At 43.0% G+C, this 21013-nt stretch carries 14 protein-coding genes; 10 read left to right on the top strand and 4 right to left on the bottom strand.

The features are described 5' to 3' along the window. The first annotated feature begins 246 nt into the window (after positions 1-246). The 3 genes from RB622_RS20280 to RB622_RS20270 all read left to right on the top strand — a co-directional run bounded on the left by RB622_RS20280 (position 247) and on the right by RB622_RS20270 (position 5091). Entirely contained in the window at positions 247-3063 is a 2817-nt protein-coding gene (locus tag RB622_RS20280; protein WP_308048459.1) for an outer membrane beta-barrel family protein, read from the top strand. Positions 3064-3139: 76 nt separating this feature from the next. Continuing rightward, positions 3140-3886: a GLPGLI family protein gene (locus tag RB622_RS20275; RefSeq protein ID WP_308048458.1), complete on the top strand. Its 747-nt coding sequence runs from the start codon at positions 3140-3142 to the stop codon at positions 3884-3886. A gap of 317 nt (positions 3887-4203) precedes the next feature. Next, the gene (locus RB622_RS20270) at positions 4204-5091 is read left to right on the top strand and encodes an OmpA family protein (protein WP_308048457.1); all 888 of its coding nucleotides are present in this window, start codon (positions 4204-4206) and stop codon (positions 5089-5091) included. Positions 5092-5231: 140 nt separating this feature from the next. On the opposite strand, the gene RB622_RS20265 is transcribed toward RB622_RS20270, so the two are convergent. Beyond that, positions 5232-6905, bottom strand: coding sequence for a fatty acid--CoA ligase (locus RB622_RS20265; RefSeq protein ID WP_308048456.1), 1674 nt, complete (start codon positions 6903-6905; stop codon positions 5232-5234). Between the two features lie 155 nt (positions 6906-7060). Between RB622_RS20265 and RB622_RS20260 the strand changes: the two genes are divergently transcribed. The 7 genes from RB622_RS20260 to RB622_RS20230 all read left to right on the top strand — a co-directional run bounded on the left by RB622_RS20260 (position 7061) and on the right by RB622_RS20230 (position 14780). After that, positions 7061-8014 carry a threonine/serine dehydratase gene (locus RB622_RS20260; RefSeq protein WP_308048455.1) on the top strand — a complete coding sequence of 318 codons (954 nt, stop codon included), beginning with the start codon at positions 7061-7063 and terminating at the stop codon, positions 8012-8014. A gap of 134 nt (positions 8015-8148) precedes the next feature. Then, a complete protein-coding gene (locus RB622_RS20255) occupies positions 8149-8625 on the top strand; it encodes a hypothetical protein (protein ID WP_308048454.1) in 477 nt (158 codons plus the stop codon). Positions 8626-8793: 168 nt separating this feature from the next. Next, positions 8794-12372: a histidine kinase gene (locus tag RB622_RS20250; protein WP_308048453.1), complete on the top strand. Its 3579-nt coding sequence runs from the start codon at positions 8794-8796 to the stop codon at positions 12370-12372. 10 nt (positions 12373-12382) lie between these two features. Further along, positions 12383-13132, top strand: a complete 750-nt coding sequence (locus RB622_RS20245) for a LytTR family DNA-binding domain-containing protein (protein ID WP_308048452.1) — start codon at positions 12383-12385, stop codon at positions 13130-13132. A 93-nt stretch (positions 13133-13225) separates the two neighbouring features. Further along, positions 13226-13600, top strand: coding sequence for a hypothetical protein (locus RB622_RS20240; RefSeq protein WP_308048450.1), 375 nt, complete (start codon positions 13226-13228; stop codon positions 13598-13600). 112 nt (positions 13601-13712) lie between these two features. Beyond that, complete coding sequence (locus RB622_RS20235; RefSeq protein WP_308048449.1) at positions 13713-14450, top strand: glycosyltransferase family 2 protein; 738 nt, start codon at positions 13713-13715, stop codon at positions 14448-14450. A gap of 135 nt (positions 14451-14585) precedes the next feature. Further along, positions 14586-14780 (top strand): hypothetical protein, encoded by a 195-nt coding sequence (locus RB622_RS20230; RefSeq protein ID WP_308048448.1) that lies wholly within the window; start codon positions 14586-14588, stop codon positions 14778-14780. Between the two features lie 6 nt (positions 14781-14786). Here the strand turns inward: RB622_RS20230 and RB622_RS20225 are convergent, their stop codons facing one another. The 3 genes from RB622_RS20225 to lpxK form a co-directional block, all read right to left on the bottom strand. Next, positions 14787-17699, bottom strand: coding sequence for a PD-(D/E)XK nuclease family protein (locus RB622_RS20225; protein ID WP_308048446.1), 2913 nt, complete (start codon positions 17697-17699; stop codon positions 14787-14789). 220 nt (positions 17700-17919) lie between these two features. Further along, positions 17920-19890, bottom strand: a complete 1971-nt coding sequence (locus RB622_RS20220) for a putative porin (RefSeq protein WP_308048445.1) — start codon at positions 19888-19890, stop codon at positions 17920-17922. A 36-nt stretch (positions 19891-19926) separates the two neighbouring features. Further along, positions 19927-20958, bottom strand: a complete 1032-nt coding sequence (lpxK, locus tag RB622_RS20215; protein ID WP_308048444.1) for a tetraacyldisaccharide 4'-kinase — start codon at positions 20956-20958, stop codon at positions 19927-19929. Between the last annotated feature and the right edge of the window lie 55 nt (positions 20959-21013).

Genomic DNA, 21013 nt, shown 5'->3' with positions numbered 1-21013 from the left:
GCCCCTAATAGTCCGCAAATTAAGTAATTATTATTTTAATACTTTCTTTGTAACCAATTGTTGCGATAGCGTATCTTTGTAAAATGTCGGTTTCTTAATAAAAGTTAAAAAATTATCCAATGGATACAAATAAGTGATAAAACTAAAAAATTAGTTGTATTTATATCCTTGTTTTTATAATATTGCACAAGATCATTATTGTACCGTACACACGTTTTCCTGCTCACCTTAATTTAATTATTAGCTTTGAAAAAAATCCTACTTCTGTTATGTTGTAGTCTCATTGGTTTTGCCTCATTTGCGCAAAATACGGGACGTTTTACCATGAAAGGAATTGTCGGTGATACCGCCGACGTTGGTCTGCCCGAAGCAACGGTTATGCTGCTGCTGCCCAAGGATTCTTCACTTGTGAATTTTGGAAGAACCAATAAAGACGGTTCATTCGAATTTAAAAATCTTAAGAGAATTTCTTATTTATTTAAAGTTTCCTATGTCGGTTATCTGCCTCATCAGCAAAATGTTAATCCCAATGACGGAGAGGTGACAAATCTGGGAAAGGTGGGGATGAAGATTCTCAATAATGAGCTCTATGAAGTCGTGATTAAGACGGCCAGGGCGCCTTTGAGCATTAAAGGCGATACGGTCGAATATGATCCGCGGTCGTTTAAAGTTCCGCCCGGATCAACCGTCGAGGACCTGATCAGAAAGCTGCCCGGTATGCAGGTAGATGCCGACGGAAACATTAAAGCACAAGGTGAAGATATTAAACGTGTGACGGTGGACGGTAAGCGGTTTTTTGGAGATGATCCAAAAATGGCCACGAAAAACCTTCCGGCGGAAGCCATCAACAAAGTACAGGTTTTTAACGGTAAGACCGAGCAGGCCAAAGTGACGGGCGTTGATGACGGGAAGCGAGAAAAAACGCTTAATCTTGAGTTGAAAGACAGCCATAAAAAGGGCGGTTTCGGAAAGGCTGTGGCCGGTGTCGGTACGGATTCGCGGCTTGAAGGGAAGGTCAGCTACAACCGTTTCGACGACAAACAACAGGTGTCCGTGCTGGGTTTTGGAAACAATACGAACCAGTCCGGTATTGCCCGAAATGATTATCAGGACTTCAAGGGAAGCCAGTCTTTCAACTGGGGCGACGATGGCGACTTCGGGTTTAACAGCGGGTTTCGATATTTTGGTGATGGCGGCGATGAATCCATCACTATTCAGCCAAACTATGGCGGAGGCTCTCAGGGTTTTACAAAAAACTGGGCGGGCGGTGCCAATTACAATTTTGATACCAAGAAGACAAAATTAAGCACGAGTTATTTTTATAATCAATCCGATGCGGTGAACGATGTGATGTCGAGCCGTGAGACCTTTCTTTCGAACGAGGCTTCATACCGATCATCGGACAAGAACAGAAGGGGGACTTTTACGGGTAATCACAGGCCAAGTTTTCGTTTTGAGAAGGCACTCGATTCATTGAATACGATCATTCTGATCAGTAATTCCAGGATCAATAATGGAGATGGCGATTACAATAGTTTTCAGCAGTATTATCGGGGCGGGGACAGTTTAACCAACAGATCAACGGTTAACAACAGCAGTTTGTATAATTCGTTCGCCATGTCAAACCTGCTTTTGTACCGTCATAAGTTTAAAAAGAAAGGGAGAAACTTTGCGGCCAGCATAGGTTACAACATTAACAATTCAGACGGGTCTTCCTTCCAGAATTCGATTAATGAGTTTTTCCTCGATCCTTCGCGCAACAGCCGGATTAACCAGAGAAATGGTACGGAAAGCAATCGCACCCAGCTGAAAGGAAGCTTATCTTACATTGAACCTTTTGCGAAGAAGTTTTACTGGGAAACGTTCTACAATTACAGTCTGAGAAAAGATGAAGTAGACAGAAATGTTTTCGATATCAAGGAAGATAATCAGGAAGAGGTTAATAAATTTCTGACACGTTATTACACGAATGATTTTAGTTACAACCGTTTGGGGACCAGTGTGCGCTATTCACACAAAGGGTTGAACCTGTCGGTCGGGGTAGCGGGGCAGCAGTTTAATTTGAAAGGGAAATTTGCAGCGGATCAGACCTCAACGCAGGTCACGAAGGTTGACCGTTCATTTTTCAAAGTTGTGCCTAATGTTTCTTTAAACTATGACCTGAAACAGAACAGGTATTTATACATGCAATATGGGCTGAATGTGCAGGAACCGACCATTGCCGATTTACAGCCCGTGGTTGATAACAGCAATCCGCTCAATATTGTTGAAGGTAATCCGAACCTGATCCCGCAGTCCAGCCACAATGTTTATGGAGGTTATAATATGTTTAACCCGTCGAGTTTTACCAACTTTTACGCCAGTCTGAATTACAGTTACAATGTCGACCAGATCGTTTATAACAAGACGATTGATGAAAATCTGGTTACAACAACCAAGCCGATGAATATTTCAGGCGGTTATCGTTATGGCACTTATATTGGTTTGGGCTTTCCTTTGAAAAAAACAAAGGCTACGATGAATTTGAGTACGGGAATCAATTACAGCAGTAATCTGACCTACATCAACAACATTAAAAATGACACAAAAACGGATGGCTATAATTTTGGACTAAGACTGGATCTGACGCCGAGTGATGTGTTTACCTTGTACAGCAATGCCAACTGGAATATTGCCAACACGAAATATTCGATCAATACCAACCAGAATCAGAAGGTTTTGAGCGCTTCCTATGGTGCGGAGATGAACATCAAGATGCCGAAGGAAATTTATTTCAATAGCCGCTTTTCTTATAACACCTATACCAATAACCAGTTTGGTTTTAGTCAGAGACAGCCGATCCTGAATTTGTCGGTTTATAAAATCGTCTTGAAAAGTAAAAGGGGAGAGGTCCGTTTGACTGCGAATGATGTGTTCAAAAAGAACCTGGGTATTTCGCAGTTTGCCACGTCTAACTATTATACGGAATCAAGAACACGGACTTTGTCCCGTTATTTTATGCTGAGTTTTACCTACAACATGAGGGGAATGTCGGCATCTGTAAGACGTAACAATAACTTCTAAAATCGTTTGCGGATACCAAGGGCTTTTTAGTCGTTGGTATCCGTTTATTAAGCCATAAATAAAAATAGGATTTTATATGAAATCACTGGTTGTAACACTGCTGTTGTTAAGTACTGCTTGTCTTTCTGTTTCAGCGCAGAAAATGGAAGGTGAAATTACTTATGAAAAAACATATCATTGGACAAGAATTTATTCGAGGCTGACTTTTTTGAGTAACGAAGAAAAAGATAGAATGAAAATGACCTGGGGGAAAAATGATGAGTACAAAAAGGATATGAAGTTGTATTTCAATGAAAATAAAACGTTCTATTCCTACCCTCAAAATCAGGAAAATGACGGAGGTTGGTCGTGGAATGAAAAAGATTTCCGGATATACCGTGATCAGCAAAATGAAAAACGGACCGATGTTATTGAGATGCTGGGCAAGACTTACATTGTGGAAGATTCTATCCAATCGCCAAAATGGAAGGTGATGAATAAGATCAAGGAAATTGCGGGATATATGTGTATGATGGCTGTGACTGAGGATACGATCAAGGGACAGAAGATTACGGCCTGGTTTGCTGATAACCTTCCGGTGCCTGCTGGGCCCGAGCTCTATGGAGGACTTCCGGGTATGATTTTGGAACTTGATGTCAACGATGGTGATATCACAGTGACCGCTAAAAAAATAGAAATGAAGGCCAATAAGGAAGATATCGGGGTGCCTAAAAAACTGAAGGGAAAAAAGATCACGAACCGGCAATACGATCAATTGTTATCTACCCATATCAGGGACAGTATAAAAGCACATCGGAATCCTTTTTGGGCGTTACCATATTAATTGTTAGATTAACGCTTATTAGGATTTATTAACAAAAGAAAAAGATATTTTTAAGGTAGAATTAATTTATTGTTTTAGTACCTTTGCGGTTCAGAAGTAAAGGTAAAAGATTGCTTTGCTCAGCATTATCTCGTTTCAAACGAGATAATGCTTTTTATTTATTGAGGATTGAATGGCCCTTTATTGGTATTGCTGGTAATAATACTGTGCTTTGTGAAGGGATGAAACAGGAAGTCTGGCACGATTTTCTAGACCATAGTCCGATAAACTATGTTGAACTTAAATTTGTATTATTTTTAGTAAAACCCTGATAACTTATGAAAAAAACGCTCTTAGCCGTTGCTATGTTGTTTGTACTCGGCTCGTGTGCAAGCAAGAAAAAAATGACTGCCGCTGTGAACAAGGCAAATGAAATTCAGATCCAACTTGATAAAGCGAGAGCCGATTTGAATGACTGTGATAGTAGAACAGCAAGTTTGAACAATGATATTAAGCTTAAAAATGATGAGCTTACTGCCAAAAATCACAAAGTAAAAGAACTGGAAGATCAGCTTGATTTCCTTAAGAAAAACAACAACAGCCTTCTTGATCGTATGTCTGATCTTTCGGTGATCAGCAAGGAAGGTTCTGAAAGCATCAAGAAATCTCTTGAAATGATGAACGTACAAGGCGGTCAGATTCGCGACCTTAACGCAAGCATCCAGCGTAAAGATTCTCTTAACATGGCACTTGTGTTGAACCTGAAACGGTCATTGGCAGATGTTAGTGACGAAGATGTTCAGATTGAAGTGAAAAAAGGTGTGGTTTACGTTTCTCTTTCTGACAAAATGCTTTTCAAATCGGGAAGTTCTGTGATCAATTCACAAGCTGAGACAGTACTTGCGAAAGTTGCTAAGATCCTGAACGACTACAAAGAAATCGAAATCTTGATCGAAGGTCATACGGATAATGTACCTATCGCTACGGACAAAGTGGCTGATAACTGGGATTTGAGCGTGTTGCGTGCTACTTCGGTTGCCCGTACACTTCAAAAGAAATACGGAGTTGAGCCGGTTCGCTTGATCGCTGGTGGCCGTGGAGAATATCTTCCTAAGGCTGCAAACGATTCTCCTGCTAACCGCAGTTTGAACCGTCGTACGGAAATCATCATTACCCCGAAATTGGATCAGTTCTTTAACCTGTATACACCGAACGCAGGTAAATAAGAAAACCGGTTTTTGAAAGAAAATAGAGAAGCCCGTCAGTCTGACTGACGGGCTTTTTTTGTCTTATTTTAGGATTACTTGCGCAGTTTTTGGGGAGCGATGCAGGATAAGTGCAAGGTCCCTACTTCCGTCTTACATAACTAAATCTTCTCACTTAATTCCTTACGAATCTTCTTTTTATCAATTTTCCCGACACTAGTTTTTGGAATTTCCTTTACCAGATGGATCTGATCGGGGACGTACCACTTATTGATTTTACCGGCATCTACTCCCTTTTGTAATTCCGACCGGATAAACGCTGCTGTCAGTGATGCCTGAAAATCAGCTTTGGGCACAACCAGTGCCTGTGGTCGTTCTCCCCAGCGTGCGTCCGGCAAACCCACCACCGCAACCTCGCCAACGCCTTCAATTTGTGATAACAGATTTTCAATATCCAGAGAAGATACCCATTCGCCGCCAGTTTTTATTACATCTTTTACACGGTCAGAAATGGTAAGATAATATTGTTCGTCAATTGATCCGACATCTCCCGTATGTAACCAACCGTTACGCCATAGTTTCTCCGAGTTTTCAGGGTCTTTAAAATACCCCTGCGTCATCCATGGGCTTCTGCCAACAATTTCGCCGACAGATTTTCCATCGTGCGGCAGGAAATTCCCCTCTTCATCGATAATACGTAATTCCGAGAACGGTGATACACGACCGGCCTTTATGCGAAAACTCAGGGCTTCTTCCGGTGAAAGATTCTGCTGCGTTTCATCCAGATAAGCAACAGCCAAAACTGGTGCGGTTTCCGACATTCCATAACCCGCCGAAACCGTAATGCCCATAGCATTTGCTGCCTTTGCCAGGCCAACCGTCAGGGCTGAACCGCCTATCAAAACCTTCCATTTAGACAAGTCTGTCTGTTTGGCAGCTTCGCAGTTGATCACCATATTTAAAATTGTTGGTACGCAATGGGATAATGTTACTTTATGTTCTTTCAGCAGGCCAGCCAGCATATCGGGTTCATAGCGCCCAGGATAAACCTGCTTATTATTCAGCATCGTGGCTACAAACGGAAAGCCCCAGGCATGGACGTGGAACAGCGGTGTGAGCGGCATATAGACATCCTGGTCTGTAAAAGGCAGCGCGCGATATCCGCAAAAATAGGAGATCAGTCCCATCGTGTGCATGAACAGCTGCCGGTGTGAAAAGTAAACACCCTTGGGGTCTCCGGTTGTGCCGGTCGTATAAAAGCTGGTTGCCCAGGTATTTTCATCAAAGTCGGGAAATTCGAAAACGTCACTTTGCTGGGCAAGTAATGCTTCATATTCGCCCGCAATTTCAAATGAGGGTTTTATAACTTCGGTTTTACTGTCAGCATAAACTTTATCACTGATTATCACATATTTTTTTACCGTCGTAATCTGATCTTTTATGGCTTCGAGAATTGGAACGAAATCTTCGTGAACCAGTATAATCCTGTCTTCCGCATGATTGATCGTATACAAAATCTGGGCAGGGGAGAGTCTGACGTTGATGGTGTGTAAAATAGCGCCATAGGAAGGAATCCCGAAAAAGCATTCCAGATACCGGTGGCTGTCCCAGTCCATCACGCCAACCATATCGCCGGGTTTTACGTCCAATGTTTCAAGTAGATTGCCAAGCCTGCGTACCCGGCGGTTAAACTCAAAATAATCCATTCGGAAAAGATTGCGATAAATGATCTCTCTTTGCGGATTGTATTTTAAAGTTTGGGCCAGCAATGATTTTATCAATAACGGTGGATCGTATGCAGACGGGGTTCTGGGTATTAATCGGGTTTGAATCATAATTTTGATACTTTTAGGCTGTATTTCTGACGCGCTGTTTATTGGTTCAGGAAAAAATAGATTGGGAAACCGGATTTTTGTATGTTGTGAAACCAGGCTTGGGAAGTTACTGATAATTGTAAAAATAAAAGAAAAAACGTAATATAAATCATATTATGAGCGAAAGTATTCCTGATAAAGAAGTTATTGAAAAAGCGCACATCCTTATTACTCCATATATTCACAGAACGCCTATTCTGACCTCGCAATTCATAAACGAGCTATCAGGAGCGGAGCTGTTTTTTAAATGTGAAAACTTTCAGAAGATCGGAGCATTTAAGGCCAGAGGTGGTTTGAATGCGGTTTTATCCCTTTCAAAAGAACAGTTGAAAAATGGTGTAACGACGCATTCGTCGGGAAACCACGCGCAGGCGATATCTTTTGCAGCTGCCAAAGTGGGAGCGAAAGCCTATATTGTGATGCCGGATAACTCAGCGAGTGTAAAAGTTAAAGGCGTGGAAAATTATGGGGCCGAGATCACATTTTGCCCGAATACGCCGGAAGATCGCCAAAATACGGTTGACGCGATCGTAAAAAAAACGGGCGCAGCTTTTGTCCATCCTTTTAACAATTACGAAGTGATAGCCGGGCAAGGGACCGCGGCGAAAGAGCTGATTGAGGATGCGGGCGTTAAGCTTGATGCGATTATCGCACCCGTGGGTGGCGGAGGACTTCTGAGCGGAACCTCATTGTCGGCCCATTATTTTTCGCCCGGAACGGAAGTTTTTGCCGGAGAACCCGAAGGGGCTGCCGATGCCATACTTTCATTTAAAAGTGGTAAGGTTGAGAAAGCTCCGTTTGTAAAAACCATTGCTGATGGTTTGCTAACACCACTAGGACCCAAAAATCTGGAAATAATAAGGAAACATGTGAAGGATATACTGACGGTTTCGGACGAGGAAATTATTGCGGCCATGCGGCTGCTGTGGGAGCGGATGAAAATTGTTGTAGAACCTTCCGGGGCGGTGGTTTTGGCGGCAGTCTTGAAAAATAGAGAACTTTTTCAGGGCAAAAAAGTCGGGGTAATTATTTCCGGCGGCAACGTCGATCTCGGGAAACTGCCCTTTTGATCTGGAAACTAAGGTTTTAAACAATTAAAAATATTAATAGCGTTATGCAATTTTGATATTATTTCCGTTATAAATGGAATATATTCAATGTGTTTTTACATTTGCATCACCAAACTTTCATTTAAAATTTAAGCATGAGAAAATTAATCGTTTTGTGTCTCGTTGTTTTGCTTGTTGCATGCAAGGATAAGGAAAAGGATGCGCCAGTGGAACCGGACTACGCGCCGGCATTCGTGGGTACTTATTCTACTACTACTGTCGACGGTGGTACCACGGCGGTTCAGAACTGGGATATTACCAATACGGACAAAAATATTTTGGCAATCAATTATACAAAGAGTATTAAAGTTTCGGCATCGGGAACAGTGATAACCGATATTCAGAGCAGGGTGATTAAGGAAGCAAAGGTAACTGCTGAGGATAGCTTTACCATTGATGAAGTTGTGGATGTAACACGAACAAGTGGAGAAGCGCTTAAACAAAAACTGAGCGGTGTTGCAACGAAAGTGACGAATGCTTCCGGCGTGGTTCAGCTGAATATTAAATTGCAGTGGGCGAACACGACAACCAGTGGATCTGGTGAAGACTATCTGGAATTCAAGAAAAAGTAATTCCTGAAAATAGAATAAAAAGGCCCGGTAAAACTAGTTTTATCGGGCCTTTTTATTGTCACAGGATTTATAACACTTTTATTTGACCCGATTGAAAATATTTACCCCCGAAAGGGTTATATTACTCATTAAACGGGGATGAAAAGCAGGTTTTAACGACTCAACAATATGTATCGGAAGATTTTTACAGTTGTATTGTTTTGTCTTATACCGTTATTTTTACCGGCACAGACTATATTTCAAAATCTCAAATGGCAGGATGGGCTTAGTGCCAAGCAGGTTAGGGCACTTCATAAGGACAGGGATGGTTTTTTATGGATTGGTACAACGAACGGGCTTAACCGCTACGATGGGGCGGTAATCAAGCAATACAAAAATGGTGACGGAGCTAAAAATCCGTATATTAATTCCATAAAATCTTTTAACGGAAACGACACGCTACTGATCGGTACGCGGAAAGGGCTGATGTTATTTGACAAGCGGACAGGACGTTTTTTGACGGATCATCGGTTTGACGTTTTGAAGGAAGATGTGATCGCTTCGATCCAGGAGGATAACAGCAACAGGATCTGGATCGGGACAAGATTGGGGACTTCTTCAAAAATTTATATTTATGATCAGGGGAAAATCTTTCCTGTAACTTCTTTTTTTTCAGAGGCGAAGATACTCGATAAGGAAGACTATGCCCTGTCGACGATGGTTTGGGACACGGCCAGGAATGGCTTTTGGGTGGCTGCAAGCAAACCATTTTTTATCGATTTAAAAACCAGGAAAGTTTATAGCAGGGAATATAATCCACTGCACCTTCCCTTGCTCAACTTTGCGAACGTACACGCCATTGCTGTTGACCGTCATGGCAATGTTTGGTATGGCAGTGATGACGACCCGTCGCTTAACTTTTGGGATTGGCGGAAAAATACAATTCGAAAATATCTGGAACTGGACGGAATCGTGCTCAATGAAGGCTGCAACAGGCTGTTCATCGATAGCAAAGACCGCCTGTGGATTTCGACCTGGCTTTTTTCGGCATTTATCAAGGAACCTGACAAGCCGATCAAAAAAATCCCTTACAGTCAGAACGAAACTTATACCATTGGTTACGGCCATTTCCGGGATATTATCGAGGATGAAGAAGAAAATGTCTGGATCGGGACGATCAATGGCGTTAGTAAAAGTCAGGCGCAGTATCCTTTGGTGGCCATCTATAAATTGCCAAGTTTCCGTTTCTTGCTTCAGACCGGTTTTGCACAGGCAAATCATATCAGTATCGACGGCGATGTGATCATGGCAAGTAAGGAAGACGGGGTTGTTGCTTACAATATGATTGACGGAACTTACAAAAAGTACGTTGTTCCTGATTTAATGCGGAACAGGTTTACCATGTCGGCCAAGTATAAGGATACCTGGTGGTTTGCGGGAGAGGATGGTTTGTTTTTCCTGAAAAAAGGTGATGCGACGCTGAAAAGGCTAAATCCGGGTAAAGGAAATCTGGCGGGAAGACTGGTGAATTTTGTTTTTGCAGATCACAAAGGTAAAATATGGTTTCATGTGATGCAGGATGCTATTTACCGGTACGACCCTGAAACCGGAAAAATCGACCGCTATGATGGTACGGAGGCTGACCACGGCTTGTTTACCTATAACAATTGCCAGAGTTTCGTCGAACTCCGTAATCATAATATTTACTTTGCCATGAACGGAACCGGCCTATTGAAATTTGACTATGCTACGGAGCAATTTTCGGTTTTGCCGGTATCTAATCCGCATGAGTTTTATGTCAGCAAGCTCGTGGAAGATCAAGTCGGCAATATATGGAGCGCTCCTGCGGGACGGGGGATTCTGGGGATGAATCAAAAAGGCGGAGTTATCGACAGTGTGGATACCAGTAATGGGCTTTTGTATGATCACATATCGAGTATCGGCATTGATGCGCGCGGGGCCATTTGGGCCGCAAGCCGGGAAGGACTTATGTTTTTTAATCCCGCTACCAGGGCCGTTACCAAAGTTGAAATTGAGATGGGCAAAACGTTGCAGGATTACTGGAATAACCTGACGATCGCCAGTGGGAAAGTTTATGCGGTCATGCTGGATCATATTGCCGTCATCGATCCTTTTCGATTTGCGCGAATACCGGTAAAAAAATCGCCAAATCTTACCTCTGTCAAAATCTTTGGAGAAGAAAAAACAGACTTTGAAAATAACGGTTTTCTGGAAGTTGAACCGGATGAGGATTACCTTACTTTCCAGTATGCCTCTTTTAGTCACCGGGATATTCCTTCGCTTCAGTACAGTTTTCAGTTGGAAGGCATTGACAAGGACTGGGTGAATGCCGGACGCGGAATCACGGCTTCGTATACCAATCTTTTGCCGGGAAAATATATTTTCAAAGTCAGAAGCACGGACGAGCAAGGGACGTGGATGCGCGAGATAACGGTGCTGCATGTGCTTGTCAAACCGCACTGGTGGCAAACCTGGGGCTTTTATTTTATTTGTTTTCTAATCGTCCTGATACTTTTGTTTTTGGTTTACAGGAATTTACAGGATAGGAGACAGAAAAGAAGTATTGAAAAAACGATCGATTATTTTGCAAATTCGGTATATGGCGAAAACTCGGTAAACGAAATTTGCTGGGACATTGCACGTAATTGTATTTCTCAGTTAAGATTCGAAGACTGCGTGGTATATCTGCTGGATGCGGAGAAGAACAGGCTGGTACAAAAGGCCGCTTACGGTCCTAAAAACCCAAAGGGTCATGAAATTATTAATCCCATTGAGATCGAAGTAGGAAAAGGAATCGTGGGCACGGTTGCTTCCATTGGGAAGCCCCTGATTATTGGTGACACCAGAAAGGATGAAAGGTATATTGTCGATGATGAGGTCAGGCAGTCGGAGATCGCCGTGCCGATCCTGCACGATGGGAAGGTGATCGGGGTTATTGATTCGGAACATCACCAGAAAAATTTTTTTACCGAAGATCATGCCAAGGCGCTAACCACCATTGCTTCGATAAGTGCCAATAAAATTGCCGAAGCCATTGCCGAGGGACAGGCGCAGGAAAAGGAGATTATGTTGCTGGAAATTAACAAAATGCTAGCAGAGAGCCAGTTGAAGGCTTTGCGGGCGCAGATGAATCCGCATTTTGTTTTCAATTGTCTGAACAGTATTCAGGAATGTATTGTCACGGAAAAGTATAAAGAAGCAAGTAAATATCTGACCAAATTTTCTAAGCTTTTCCGAATGGTACTTAATAATTCAGGGCGTAACCTGGTTTCGGTGGAAGAGGAGCGGGAGGTATTGGAGTTGTATCTGGAATTGGAACAGATGCGCTTCGAACAAAGTTTTTCCTACGTCATCATGGTGGATGAGGCATTGGAAGAAGATCAGGTCTGTCTGCCTTCCATGCTGGTGCAACCGTACGTGGAAAACGCATTATGGCACGGATTGATGCATAAAGATGGTGAAAGAGAACTGATGATAGAATTCAGGAAAATTAATGAGGAACTGTTCTTGTGCCGCATTGAGGACAACGGGATTGGCAGGCTGAAGTCATTTGAACTGAAAGAACAAAACAGCAAATCCAAGCGGCATGAGTCCAGAGGGTTACAGATTTCCAAAGACCGGATAGATCTTTTGCAACGACAGGGAAATCACGCAAGCCTGAAAATAACGGATAAATATGATGCGGGGGGGCAGGGAACCGGGACTTTGATAGAAATCGAATTATCAACTTATTTGAAAAACTTATAAACTGACAGCTATGGTAAAGGCTCTGATCGTTGATGATGAGTTGAAGGCACGTAATGTACTGAATCATTATATAGCGAATTTTATTCCCGAAATCACCGAAGTTCAGCAAGCCGATTCGGCGGATGCCGCTTTGGCAATACTTAAAACCTATCAGCCGGGAATTGTTTTTCTAGATGTTGAAATGCCTCACAAAAATGGCTTTGATTTTCTGTTATCCTTAAATGACCCGGCATTTGAAATTATTTTTACAACGGCTTATAATCAGTATGCCATTCAGGCGATCAGGTTCAGTGCGCTGGATTATTTGCTCAAACCGGTCGATCCAGATGAATTGAAAGCGGCGATGGTGCGCTATCTGGACAAACAGAAACCGGCAAAACAGAAGAAGGAACTGTTTGATAACCTGATTCAGAATATCGGAAAAAAAGAGGTTAAAGACTTTCGGCTGGCCGTACCGTCGAGCCAGGGCATGTTTTTCTTTACACTGGACGAAATTCTGAGGTTGGAAGCAGACCGGAATTACACCGTCATCCATTTGGTCGGCAAACGTCCTTTTGTGGCGAGTAAAACATTGAAACATTTTGAAGAAATGCTCGATGAATTTAATTTTATCCGTACGCATAAATCGCACCTGGTTAATTCAATGCACATCGTTAGGTTAAGCAATGATCATGAATCTGTTTTGCTGTCCGATGGTGCAAGGATTGAAATTTCAAGACGGAAGAAGGATGAGGTACAGCAACAGCTCAGTTTTCGTTGATTTTACCACTTGCTTGTTTTGTCTAGCCGTTAAATTACTTTTATTGAAGCTCCGGCAGTCCATTTGTTTCTTTGTATTGTCAAAGCAAATATTATGGAATTAACCATCATAGAGATCGTGGGCATACTGGAAGGGGCCATCATTGTCCTGATACTTTTAGCCGCTTGGAAGCTTTTCAGAATGTTTGGGAATCCGAAGAAAATGACTGCGGAGGAAATAGAAAAAAATGGAGTGTTGGCCGAAGCAATTGTGTTGAATGTAAATGAAACAGGTTTATACATCAATGACCTTCCCCAGGTCAAGTTACAGGTGCAGGTTCAGCCCGATAAGGGGAGGAATTTTGTGGCAGAAGTTCAGCAGGTTATTCCCAATGCAGAAAAAGAGCCATTGCATTCAGGCAGCAGGCTTATGGTTAAATTTGATCCGGGAAACCGTAAGGAGGTGATTGTTTTGAGAGCAATATCATAGAATAAATTTAGACCGGAAAGTAATATTTTACGTCATGGTCTATTATTTTTTCGCATAAAAGTCCGATCTTCGATCCGTTCGATGGAAACGTTGCGAATTTTAACTTTATCAAATGACCAGTAATCCCTTTACCAAGCTTTCAATTATTATTCCTGCTTATAATGAAGCCAGAACAGTTCATTTTATTCTTAACAAGATAAAAGACGTTAAACTGAATCATAATATTGAAAAGGAGGTCATCATTGTAAATGATTTTTCAACCGATGGCACTGAAGAGGCCATTCTTAATTATAAAGCCAATAACCCGGAACTTAACATTCGTTATCTCAAGCATGAGGTCAATAAGGGAAAAGGCGCTGCTTTGCACACGGGGATCAAACACGCTACGGGAGAATACCTGATCGTGCAGGATGCAGATCTTGAATATGATCCGGAAGAATACAATATCTTGATTCAGCCAATTTGGGACGGGCATGCTGACGTCGTTTTCGGATCCCGTTTTATTGGAGGAAAGCCACATCGCATCCTGTTTTTCTGGCATACCATCGGTAACAAGTTCGTTCTCACGTTCCTGTCCAATATGGCAACGAACCTGAACCTTACGGACATGGAAACTTGTTACAAACTTTTCAAAACCGATACCATCCAGCAGCTTAACCTGACCGAAACCAGATTTGGTTTTGAGCCGGAAGTAACGGCTAAAATTGCCAGAGTGCCGGGATTGAGGATATACGAAGTTGGTATTTCTTATTACGGACGGACTTACGCCGAAGGGAAAAAAATCAACTGGAAGGACGGAGTTCGGGCAATTTATTGTATTTTTAAATACGGCTTTTTCAACGCGAAATAAATTGTAGTGAAAAATTAATTCATATTATTGATTTTTATAATAAGTTATTAGTTGTTCGGTTACTGAGCTAATCGCATATAGCTAATTGCCAACAGCTCCTTAGTTTTGTTTTAAATACAGGTTAAAAATAACAGGATGGAATTTGAAGAATACCTCAAAGGGAAAAAAGTAGATTCTGCTGCTTTTCAAAACGCAGATCGTGGAAGATATGAGGAGTGGGAGGATATCTTCAAAACGATGCATCCGGAGAGTTTTACTGCACAAAAGAAATTTCTTATCAATAACATCAGAAGAAGATATCACCTAAACGATCAGGCGATATCTTCCTGATCCTTTCTATCGGCCGCAAATTCCCGTAAAATCGCAGTAAGTACAGACATTCAGGTCGTCTGTTTTTTGGAAAGAAATTTTCGGGTCCAGTAAATTATTAAGTATTTCTGTCAGAAGCCGCTCCGACTTCTGTATAAAATGTGCTGCATCCAGGCCTTCTGTCAATTCCAGCGGATTGGCAATTAGGTTAGTCGGGTCACGGAAGGAATAGAAACCGGATCTTACCAGATACTGTCCGAATTCATAGGTTTTTCCACCGATCGTAAGCCCTTGTTCGTCCTGCATTTTTCGGTACATCAGATATTCATAAAGCCATAGCTGGCGCACATAGCCGGCTTTTCTGTCCGGATCGGTACGGATAATCTCTTCCCTTTTTTCCGGATCAGAAACTTTCTGTTTTCCTGTCAGTTCTACGCTGCCGGTTTTATAGTCCATGACGTACAGCGTGTGCTCACCGCTTAACTCAATGCGGTCAATTTTCCCGCCGACGTGCACCACCGTGTCCTCGTTTTGCAGGTTCAGTGTCAGCGTGGTTCGTAAGGGCTGTTCCGCGGCGAGTATTTTGCGTCGTGGCTGCTGGCTGGTCTGGTGTCTGGTAAAAGCCAGAATCTGCTGTTCGCCAACATGGTAATATATTTTATTTAAACCAAGATCGGTGATATAACCCTTGAATAAACTGTCAAATTCTTCACGTAAAATGGTTTTGATCTGCTCTTCCGTCGGATCTTTTTCGTGTAAAAAGAAATCCTGATCCAGCTTTTCTAGACTTGCATGTATCCAGGTCCCGATTTTATCCATACCCAGCTCTTCTTCCACATCTTCGGCTTCTTTTACCCCGACGATATGTTTGAGGTAAAACTGCATGGAGCAGCGGAGCAGCTCATTTAAATGTGTCGGATAAATACCTTTTCCTGAAAGATACCGACGAATGGCAGCCAGCATGGCAGCATCTTTCGGCACGTCTTCGCTTAGTTCTTCCGATGGTTTTTTAGCAAAAGAAACGGTCTTGTTCCGGATGCTGATTTGGGGATTGTACTGGGCCAGTTCGAATTCAATCTGCTGGATAAAACGACTTTTTTCCCCGCCCCCCGGCGCATCATTGGTGCTCGTGTAAAGTAAATGAATTTCCGAAGCACGCTGCAACAACCGGTAAAAATGATAGGACATCACGGCTTCCTGGTGCTGGTGTGTCGGCAAACCAACGGCTTGCGCTGCATCAAAAGGGATCAGTGAATTCTGACGTTTGGCCTGCGGAATTGTGCCTTCATTCACAGAGAGGATGATAATCCTTTCAAAGTCCAGCGCCCTGGTTTCGAGCATCCCCAGAATCTGCAAAGAACTGATGGGCTCACCGCTGAAAGGGATTCTTGTCTGCCGGATTAGTTCGAACATGAAAGACCGGAGCGTTTTCAGTGTTATGATTTCAGAACGGTCTTCCAGGGTTTGCTCAAATTGTTTCAGCAGGGTATAAAACAGATAGAGATATTCCGTTTCAAGCGCATTTTTGTAATCTTTATAAACTTCCCTGAGCATATCGATCAGGTTGTAAAAGGTTTGGATAACCAGCTTTGAGTTATTTCTTGGCCAGTGTTTAAATAACGTTTCAAATAACAAATTCCCTTGTCCCAGCTCCAGCAGCTCTTCCGAGCTCAGAAAAACCCGGTTTCCATCGGTGATCTGCCAAAGTGTTTCCTGAATAATCGTATTGCTCTCCGTTGTCGCTGGTCTTAAAACGGCATGTTCATAATGCCGGATAAAGGGGTGGTTCAGTACTTTGCTGATCGACTTATGGTTAAACTTGGGAATCCGGACGTTACGACCGCTTTTGTTTTTAAACTCCACGACGTTTTGCTGAAGCTCAAAGACACTATCGATAAGCGTGTAGAGCATGGAATTCCGCAGAGACAGCCCCATGGTGATGTTGAAATCCTTAATTTCTTCATCCAGCGAATACAGCATGGGGAGCAACAGGTTTTCGTCTGCCAGAACAATCGCCGTGGAAACGGGCTGATCGGGGATATCATGGGCCTTCATGGCGGCATAAAGCTGCCCCGCTACCTTGGTCTGCAATGTAGCATTGGGAACGCCGTAAACCGTGATGTCTTTTTGAGTTGTGAGCAAATTGTCATCCGTCCAGTTCCAGGTTCCGAATACTTTCTGCACCTGGTATTCCCGCAAACTTTTCCCTGCTTCCACGCCGGTGTTTTCGGACATATAATAACGGTCGGTGTCCCACAAAACCTCGGCTCTGCCTTTTTTTACCAGTGCCGTTACAATCCGCTTTTCGGATTCGGTAAAGGCATTAAAACCGGCAAAATAGATCTTGTCGTTGTCGGTTCTTTGCAAAAGCAGCGTGTCTACATCTTCGGCGAGCTGCCGATAAGCCATGCCGCGGTAGGCTTTGCCTTTATCAAATAACCGTTGACGGAATGTACTGTATACGGTTTTTATATTTTCAAAAAGCGTAAAATATTGCTTGGTGCCGCCGCTGTTTTTGAGCGTTTTACCCTCAGGTAAATTTTCCTGCCAGCGTGTAATCGCCTTTGCTTCCGACAAATAGTCAAACAGATAATCGGTCTTGACGAGATACTGATCAATTTTGTCAAGGTCGCTCAGCAGGACAGAGGCCCAGCCCATAAACCGGTCAAATTGCACGTCCGGATCAATTTCTTTGAATGTTTCGTAAAGCTCAAAAAAAAGGTGAACCGGGTCTTCTATTTCCAGTGTGCAAATACCTTCTACAAAATCATCCACAGCTTCTACTTTCGGGCTTATGATGGCCTTGGTCGTATTATTAGCCAGTTCTTGCATCACAAAAAAGGCAGCGCGCCGGGTCGGGACCACGATGCTGATCCGGTCCAGTGCTGTCCCGTTTTGTTCTAAAATATGGTTGGCTACTTGGTTGAGGAAGGAAGGCATATGTTTATTGGCTGTCAGCGGTGGGCAATTTGCTTTTAGCTGGTGGCTGTTAATTTGTTTGCAGGGAAATTAAGGGAAATGGACGTAAGAAACAGGTTTTCTGCTTTTAAAATTATCGTTCGGGATCATTGGCATTCAATAAACAACGCAGCGTCATTGACCGGTAAATTTTTAAGCCGGGGCGACCCCAGCCGATTGCTGAAAGCTGACAGCCGAAGTCCTAGTCAAACAATGGCCAGTTTATTCCGAATGAAAACGCTCTTTTCAAACCCAGATACCCCGGTGTCTGGAAGTACCCCGGCACGCCCAGTCCCTGATTGACGTGGGCCATTTTAAACGCGAGACGAATACGTTTGATCCTGACATTGGCAAACAAATCCGCAACGGTGTACTGGTTGATTTCAAAACTGTTCTGTATATGAAACTGCTGGGTAATCGGCATGTAGGCATCTGCGAAATAAGAGGAGCGGTACATGGCCGAAACGCCGGCCTGAATGAACAATACTTTGGAATAGGTAAAGTCATAGGTAATTTGTCCGCTGGCAAAATAGGCTGGAATGCGAATGATTTCTTTATTATCATTTAAAGTCAAATACCCCATTCCCTTGAAATTCCATTTGTTCAGCTGGATATTGGTAGTTGCGCCGATTCGATACAATCGAAACCCTTTGAAATCCGTAAATTGTCTTGGTATTGAAGCAGTGTCGTAATAAATATAGTCGTTGATCTGATCGATTTGAAGTTCCGGGACGAAGCTTACACGCTTTGTTTTAAGGTCAAGGGAGGCGCTAAGAGTTTGAACTTTGGTTGGGTTAAAATTATTGCTCCATGAGAAGTGATTATTTATGTACCGCTGAACCATTAAATCGGGAGAGGTCTTAATACTTTGGAAGCTTGCTTTTCCCCATTTGGTAAACAATTCTCCTTTTAGCTGATAGTCCCCCAGTCCTACCGAATAAGCCCCTTCTGCAACCAGATTTTGAGTTGAATCTTTTAAATAATAGTTAAGCCATATGCCCAGAATATTTTCAATTTTTAAGCCGGTTTTATAGGTTGTATTTAAAAAACCAACCGTATTCGGCTCCTGACTATTCGAACGCATTCCATAAAAACGCTGGCGCATGTAAGCCCGGTAGTTAAAACCGGAAAATCTGCCTTTGATACCGATTTTGTTATCAAACAGTTTGTAAAAGATATCCTGCCTGGTATTTAGCGAATCGTACCGAGACGCAGGGTAGATGCCATAGGTGATACCGCGCTTGATGTTTTTGTCGGTATACCGGTTGATGATACTCTGGTAATCCGTCTGCGCAAAAACCTGAAAGCCGTTGGCCAGCTTATACTGCTGATAAATATGGAAAACCTGACGCCTTTCCCAGGAATTGGCATCATCGCTGATACGGGCAAGACCATCATAAGCGTAAATGCCATCGCCTCCTACTTCTTCATCGGGTAATACGCCCCCCTGTTCCCGGACTTTTTGGTTTAAATGACGGTAGTGCGCGAGAATCAGATATTTTTTGTCTTTTGAAAAATAATGTGAATGCAGCAGAAAAGTCCAGTTTTGCCCAAGTAAGGCCTCGGAAGCGACCCCATAAGTACCATATTGCTTGTTGGAAGTCAGACGTTGCCCTCTGATGCCGAAATTGAAACGCGGGTTAACGTTCTGGGAATAGCCAAAACGGCCAAGCGTGGTCTTTTTCCCTCCCGACCGGTAAGTAAGATCCGTGTATTGCGACTTGGAATCGATGTATTGTACTTCATCCTGCTGAATAGCATAAGGATCATAGGCACGCATGCCCAGCTGAGCCCCGATATCCTGCCGCGGGGTAAAAAACAGGTTTCTGGAAGCGGTTCCGACATTCCCCAAATCTACAAGCTTCCCGTAAGAACGATCCACCGGTGTCCATCGGTTAAAATCAGGGAGAAGCGTGTCCACGCGATAACGCACGGAATCGCGGTTATTTATAATGTCACTTTCAAAAAAATGCAGTGTAGTCTGCGGGCCGTAAATGGTTTTTGTACTGTCGTCAAGTATTGCGCCGCCGCCTTTGCCACCACCTCCGGATCCGCCGCCGCCACCTCCGGGCATATTCATACCGCCTGGAAGTTTGATCTGCGCAACAGCAGCATGTTGGAAAAGCAGGAAGCTACATGAAACCCAAAAAACAACAGCTAATAAAATTCTCATAAACGATTCAATAATTCCACCGATTTAAGGCCGGAGTCATAGGGTATTTTGGGTGATCCATTGATTAAAAGCTTCGGTATCTGTACCGAAATTTATCTCCATGGGCAAATAGGCAAAACGATCCGTGACTCCTGATTGTGCTGCAAGCGGTTTTAGCTTGACCATATCCTTTTCAGTTGTGAGTACAAAAGTATCGTTTTTTATGTACTTAATAAGATGTTCCAGGTCGCTATGGGTGTAATTGTGATGATCCGGAAAAATAATTTCCTCAATAACGTCATACCGGGTCCGAAGGTATGTAGTAAAGGGCTGTGGATTGGCTATCCCTGCCACGATTATAACTTTTTTTAACAAAACCGGGAAGGTATCATACCCAAGCGGCTCGGAGTAGCTGATGGAGGCAAAGAAAACCGGAGCCTCGGCCCGGCTGTATATGCGGATGGATTTCCGGATTTTGTCTCTTTCCGTTTCCGGCAAATTGTCCGGTGTTTTGGTTACGATAATACCATCTGCCCGGTTTGCTCCGTTGCGTGTTTCCCGTAAACGACCTGCGGGAAAGGGGAGGTCTTCGTAAAAAGGACGGTTGTAATCATTGAGCAAAATGTTAACGTCCCGCTGAATGCCCCGGTGCTGATAGGCGTCATCGAGTAACAAAATATTGCGTTCCGGATATCGTTCCTTTATGGCAATGGCTCCGTTTATACGTTTTTCGCAGACGACAACAACAATGTTTTTTCCAAATTTTGAAAAATATTGCAAGGGCTCGTCTCCGATGTCCGAGGCCGTTGAGGCGTTATCGGCAAACAGCAGTCCTTTTGTTTTTCTGCCATACCCCCGGCTTAAAATTGCGGGCTGGTTATTTTGAGATAAAAGTTTGGTAAGGTATTCAACGACAGGGGTTTTTCCCGTTCCGCCCACGGTGAGGTTGCCTACGGAAATTGTGAATTGTGGTGACTTCCCGGAAGGGCTGATACCGGTGTCATAGAGGGAATTCCGGAGCAAGGTTATCAAACCATATACCCACGAAAATGGTGTCAGTATTACTTTTATCCAATTATGTTCTGTCATCTTATCTGCATAATTACATATTTTTTGGTTAATATTGTTCCCCGAAAAAAAACTG

It is taken from the genome of Dyadobacter sp. LHD-138 (assembly GCF_030929615.1).
Classification (GTDB): Bacteria; Bacteroidota; Bacteroidia; order Cytophagales; family Spirosomataceae; genus Dyadobacter.
The sequence above is the reverse complement of the archived record's forward strand: the minus strand, read 5'-3'. Positions and strand labels throughout refer to the sequence as shown.

Excerpts from the sequence above, each read along its gene's own strand:
- RB622_RS20275 (WP_308048458.1), top strand. The coding sequence starts at position 3,140 with ATGAAATCACTGGTTGTAACACTGCTGTTGTTAAGTACTGCTTGTCTT.
- RB622_RS20270 (WP_308048457.1), top strand. The coding sequence starts at position 4,204 with ATGAAAAAAACGCTCTTAGCCGTTGCTATGTTGTTTGTACTCGGCTCG.
- RB622_RS20265 (WP_308048456.1), bottom strand. The coding sequence starts at position 6,905 with ATGATTCAAACCCGATTAATACCCAGAACCCCGTCTGCATACGATCCA.
- RB622_RS20260 (WP_308048455.1), top strand. The coding sequence starts at position 7,061 with ATGAGCGAAAGTATTCCTGATAAAGAAGTTATTGAAAAAGCGCACATC.
- RB622_RS20255 (WP_308048454.1), top strand. The coding sequence starts at position 8,149 with ATGAGAAAATTAATCGTTTTGTGTCTCGTTGTTTTGCTTGTTGCATGC.
- RB622_RS20250 (WP_308048453.1), top strand. The coding sequence starts at position 8,794 with ATGTATCGGAAGATTTTTACAGTTGTATTGTTTTGTCTTATACCGTTA.
- RB622_RS20245 (WP_308048452.1), top strand. The coding sequence starts at position 12,383 with ATGGTAAAGGCTCTGATCGTTGATGATGAGTTGAAGGCACGTAATGTA.
- RB622_RS20240 (WP_308048450.1), top strand. The coding sequence starts at position 13,226 with ATGGAATTAACCATCATAGAGATCGTGGGCATACTGGAAGGGGCCATC.
- RB622_RS20235 (WP_308048449.1), top strand. The coding sequence starts at position 13,713 with ATGACCAGTAATCCCTTTACCAAGCTTTCAATTATTATTCCTGCTTAT.
- RB622_RS20230 (WP_308048448.1), top strand. The coding sequence starts at position 14,586 with ATGGAATTTGAAGAATACCTCAAAGGGAAAAAAGTAGATTCTGCTGCT.
- RB622_RS20225 (WP_308048446.1), bottom strand. The coding sequence starts at position 17,699 with ATGCCTTCCTTCCTCAACCAAGTAGCCAACCATATTTTAGAACAAAAC.
- RB622_RS20220 (WP_308048445.1), bottom strand. The coding sequence starts at position 19,890 with ATGAGAATTTTATTAGCTGTTGTTTTTTGGGTTTCATGTAGCTTCCTG.
- lpxK (WP_308048444.1), bottom strand. The coding sequence starts at position 20,958 with ATGACAGAACATAATTGGATAAAAGTAATACTGACACCATTTTCGTGG.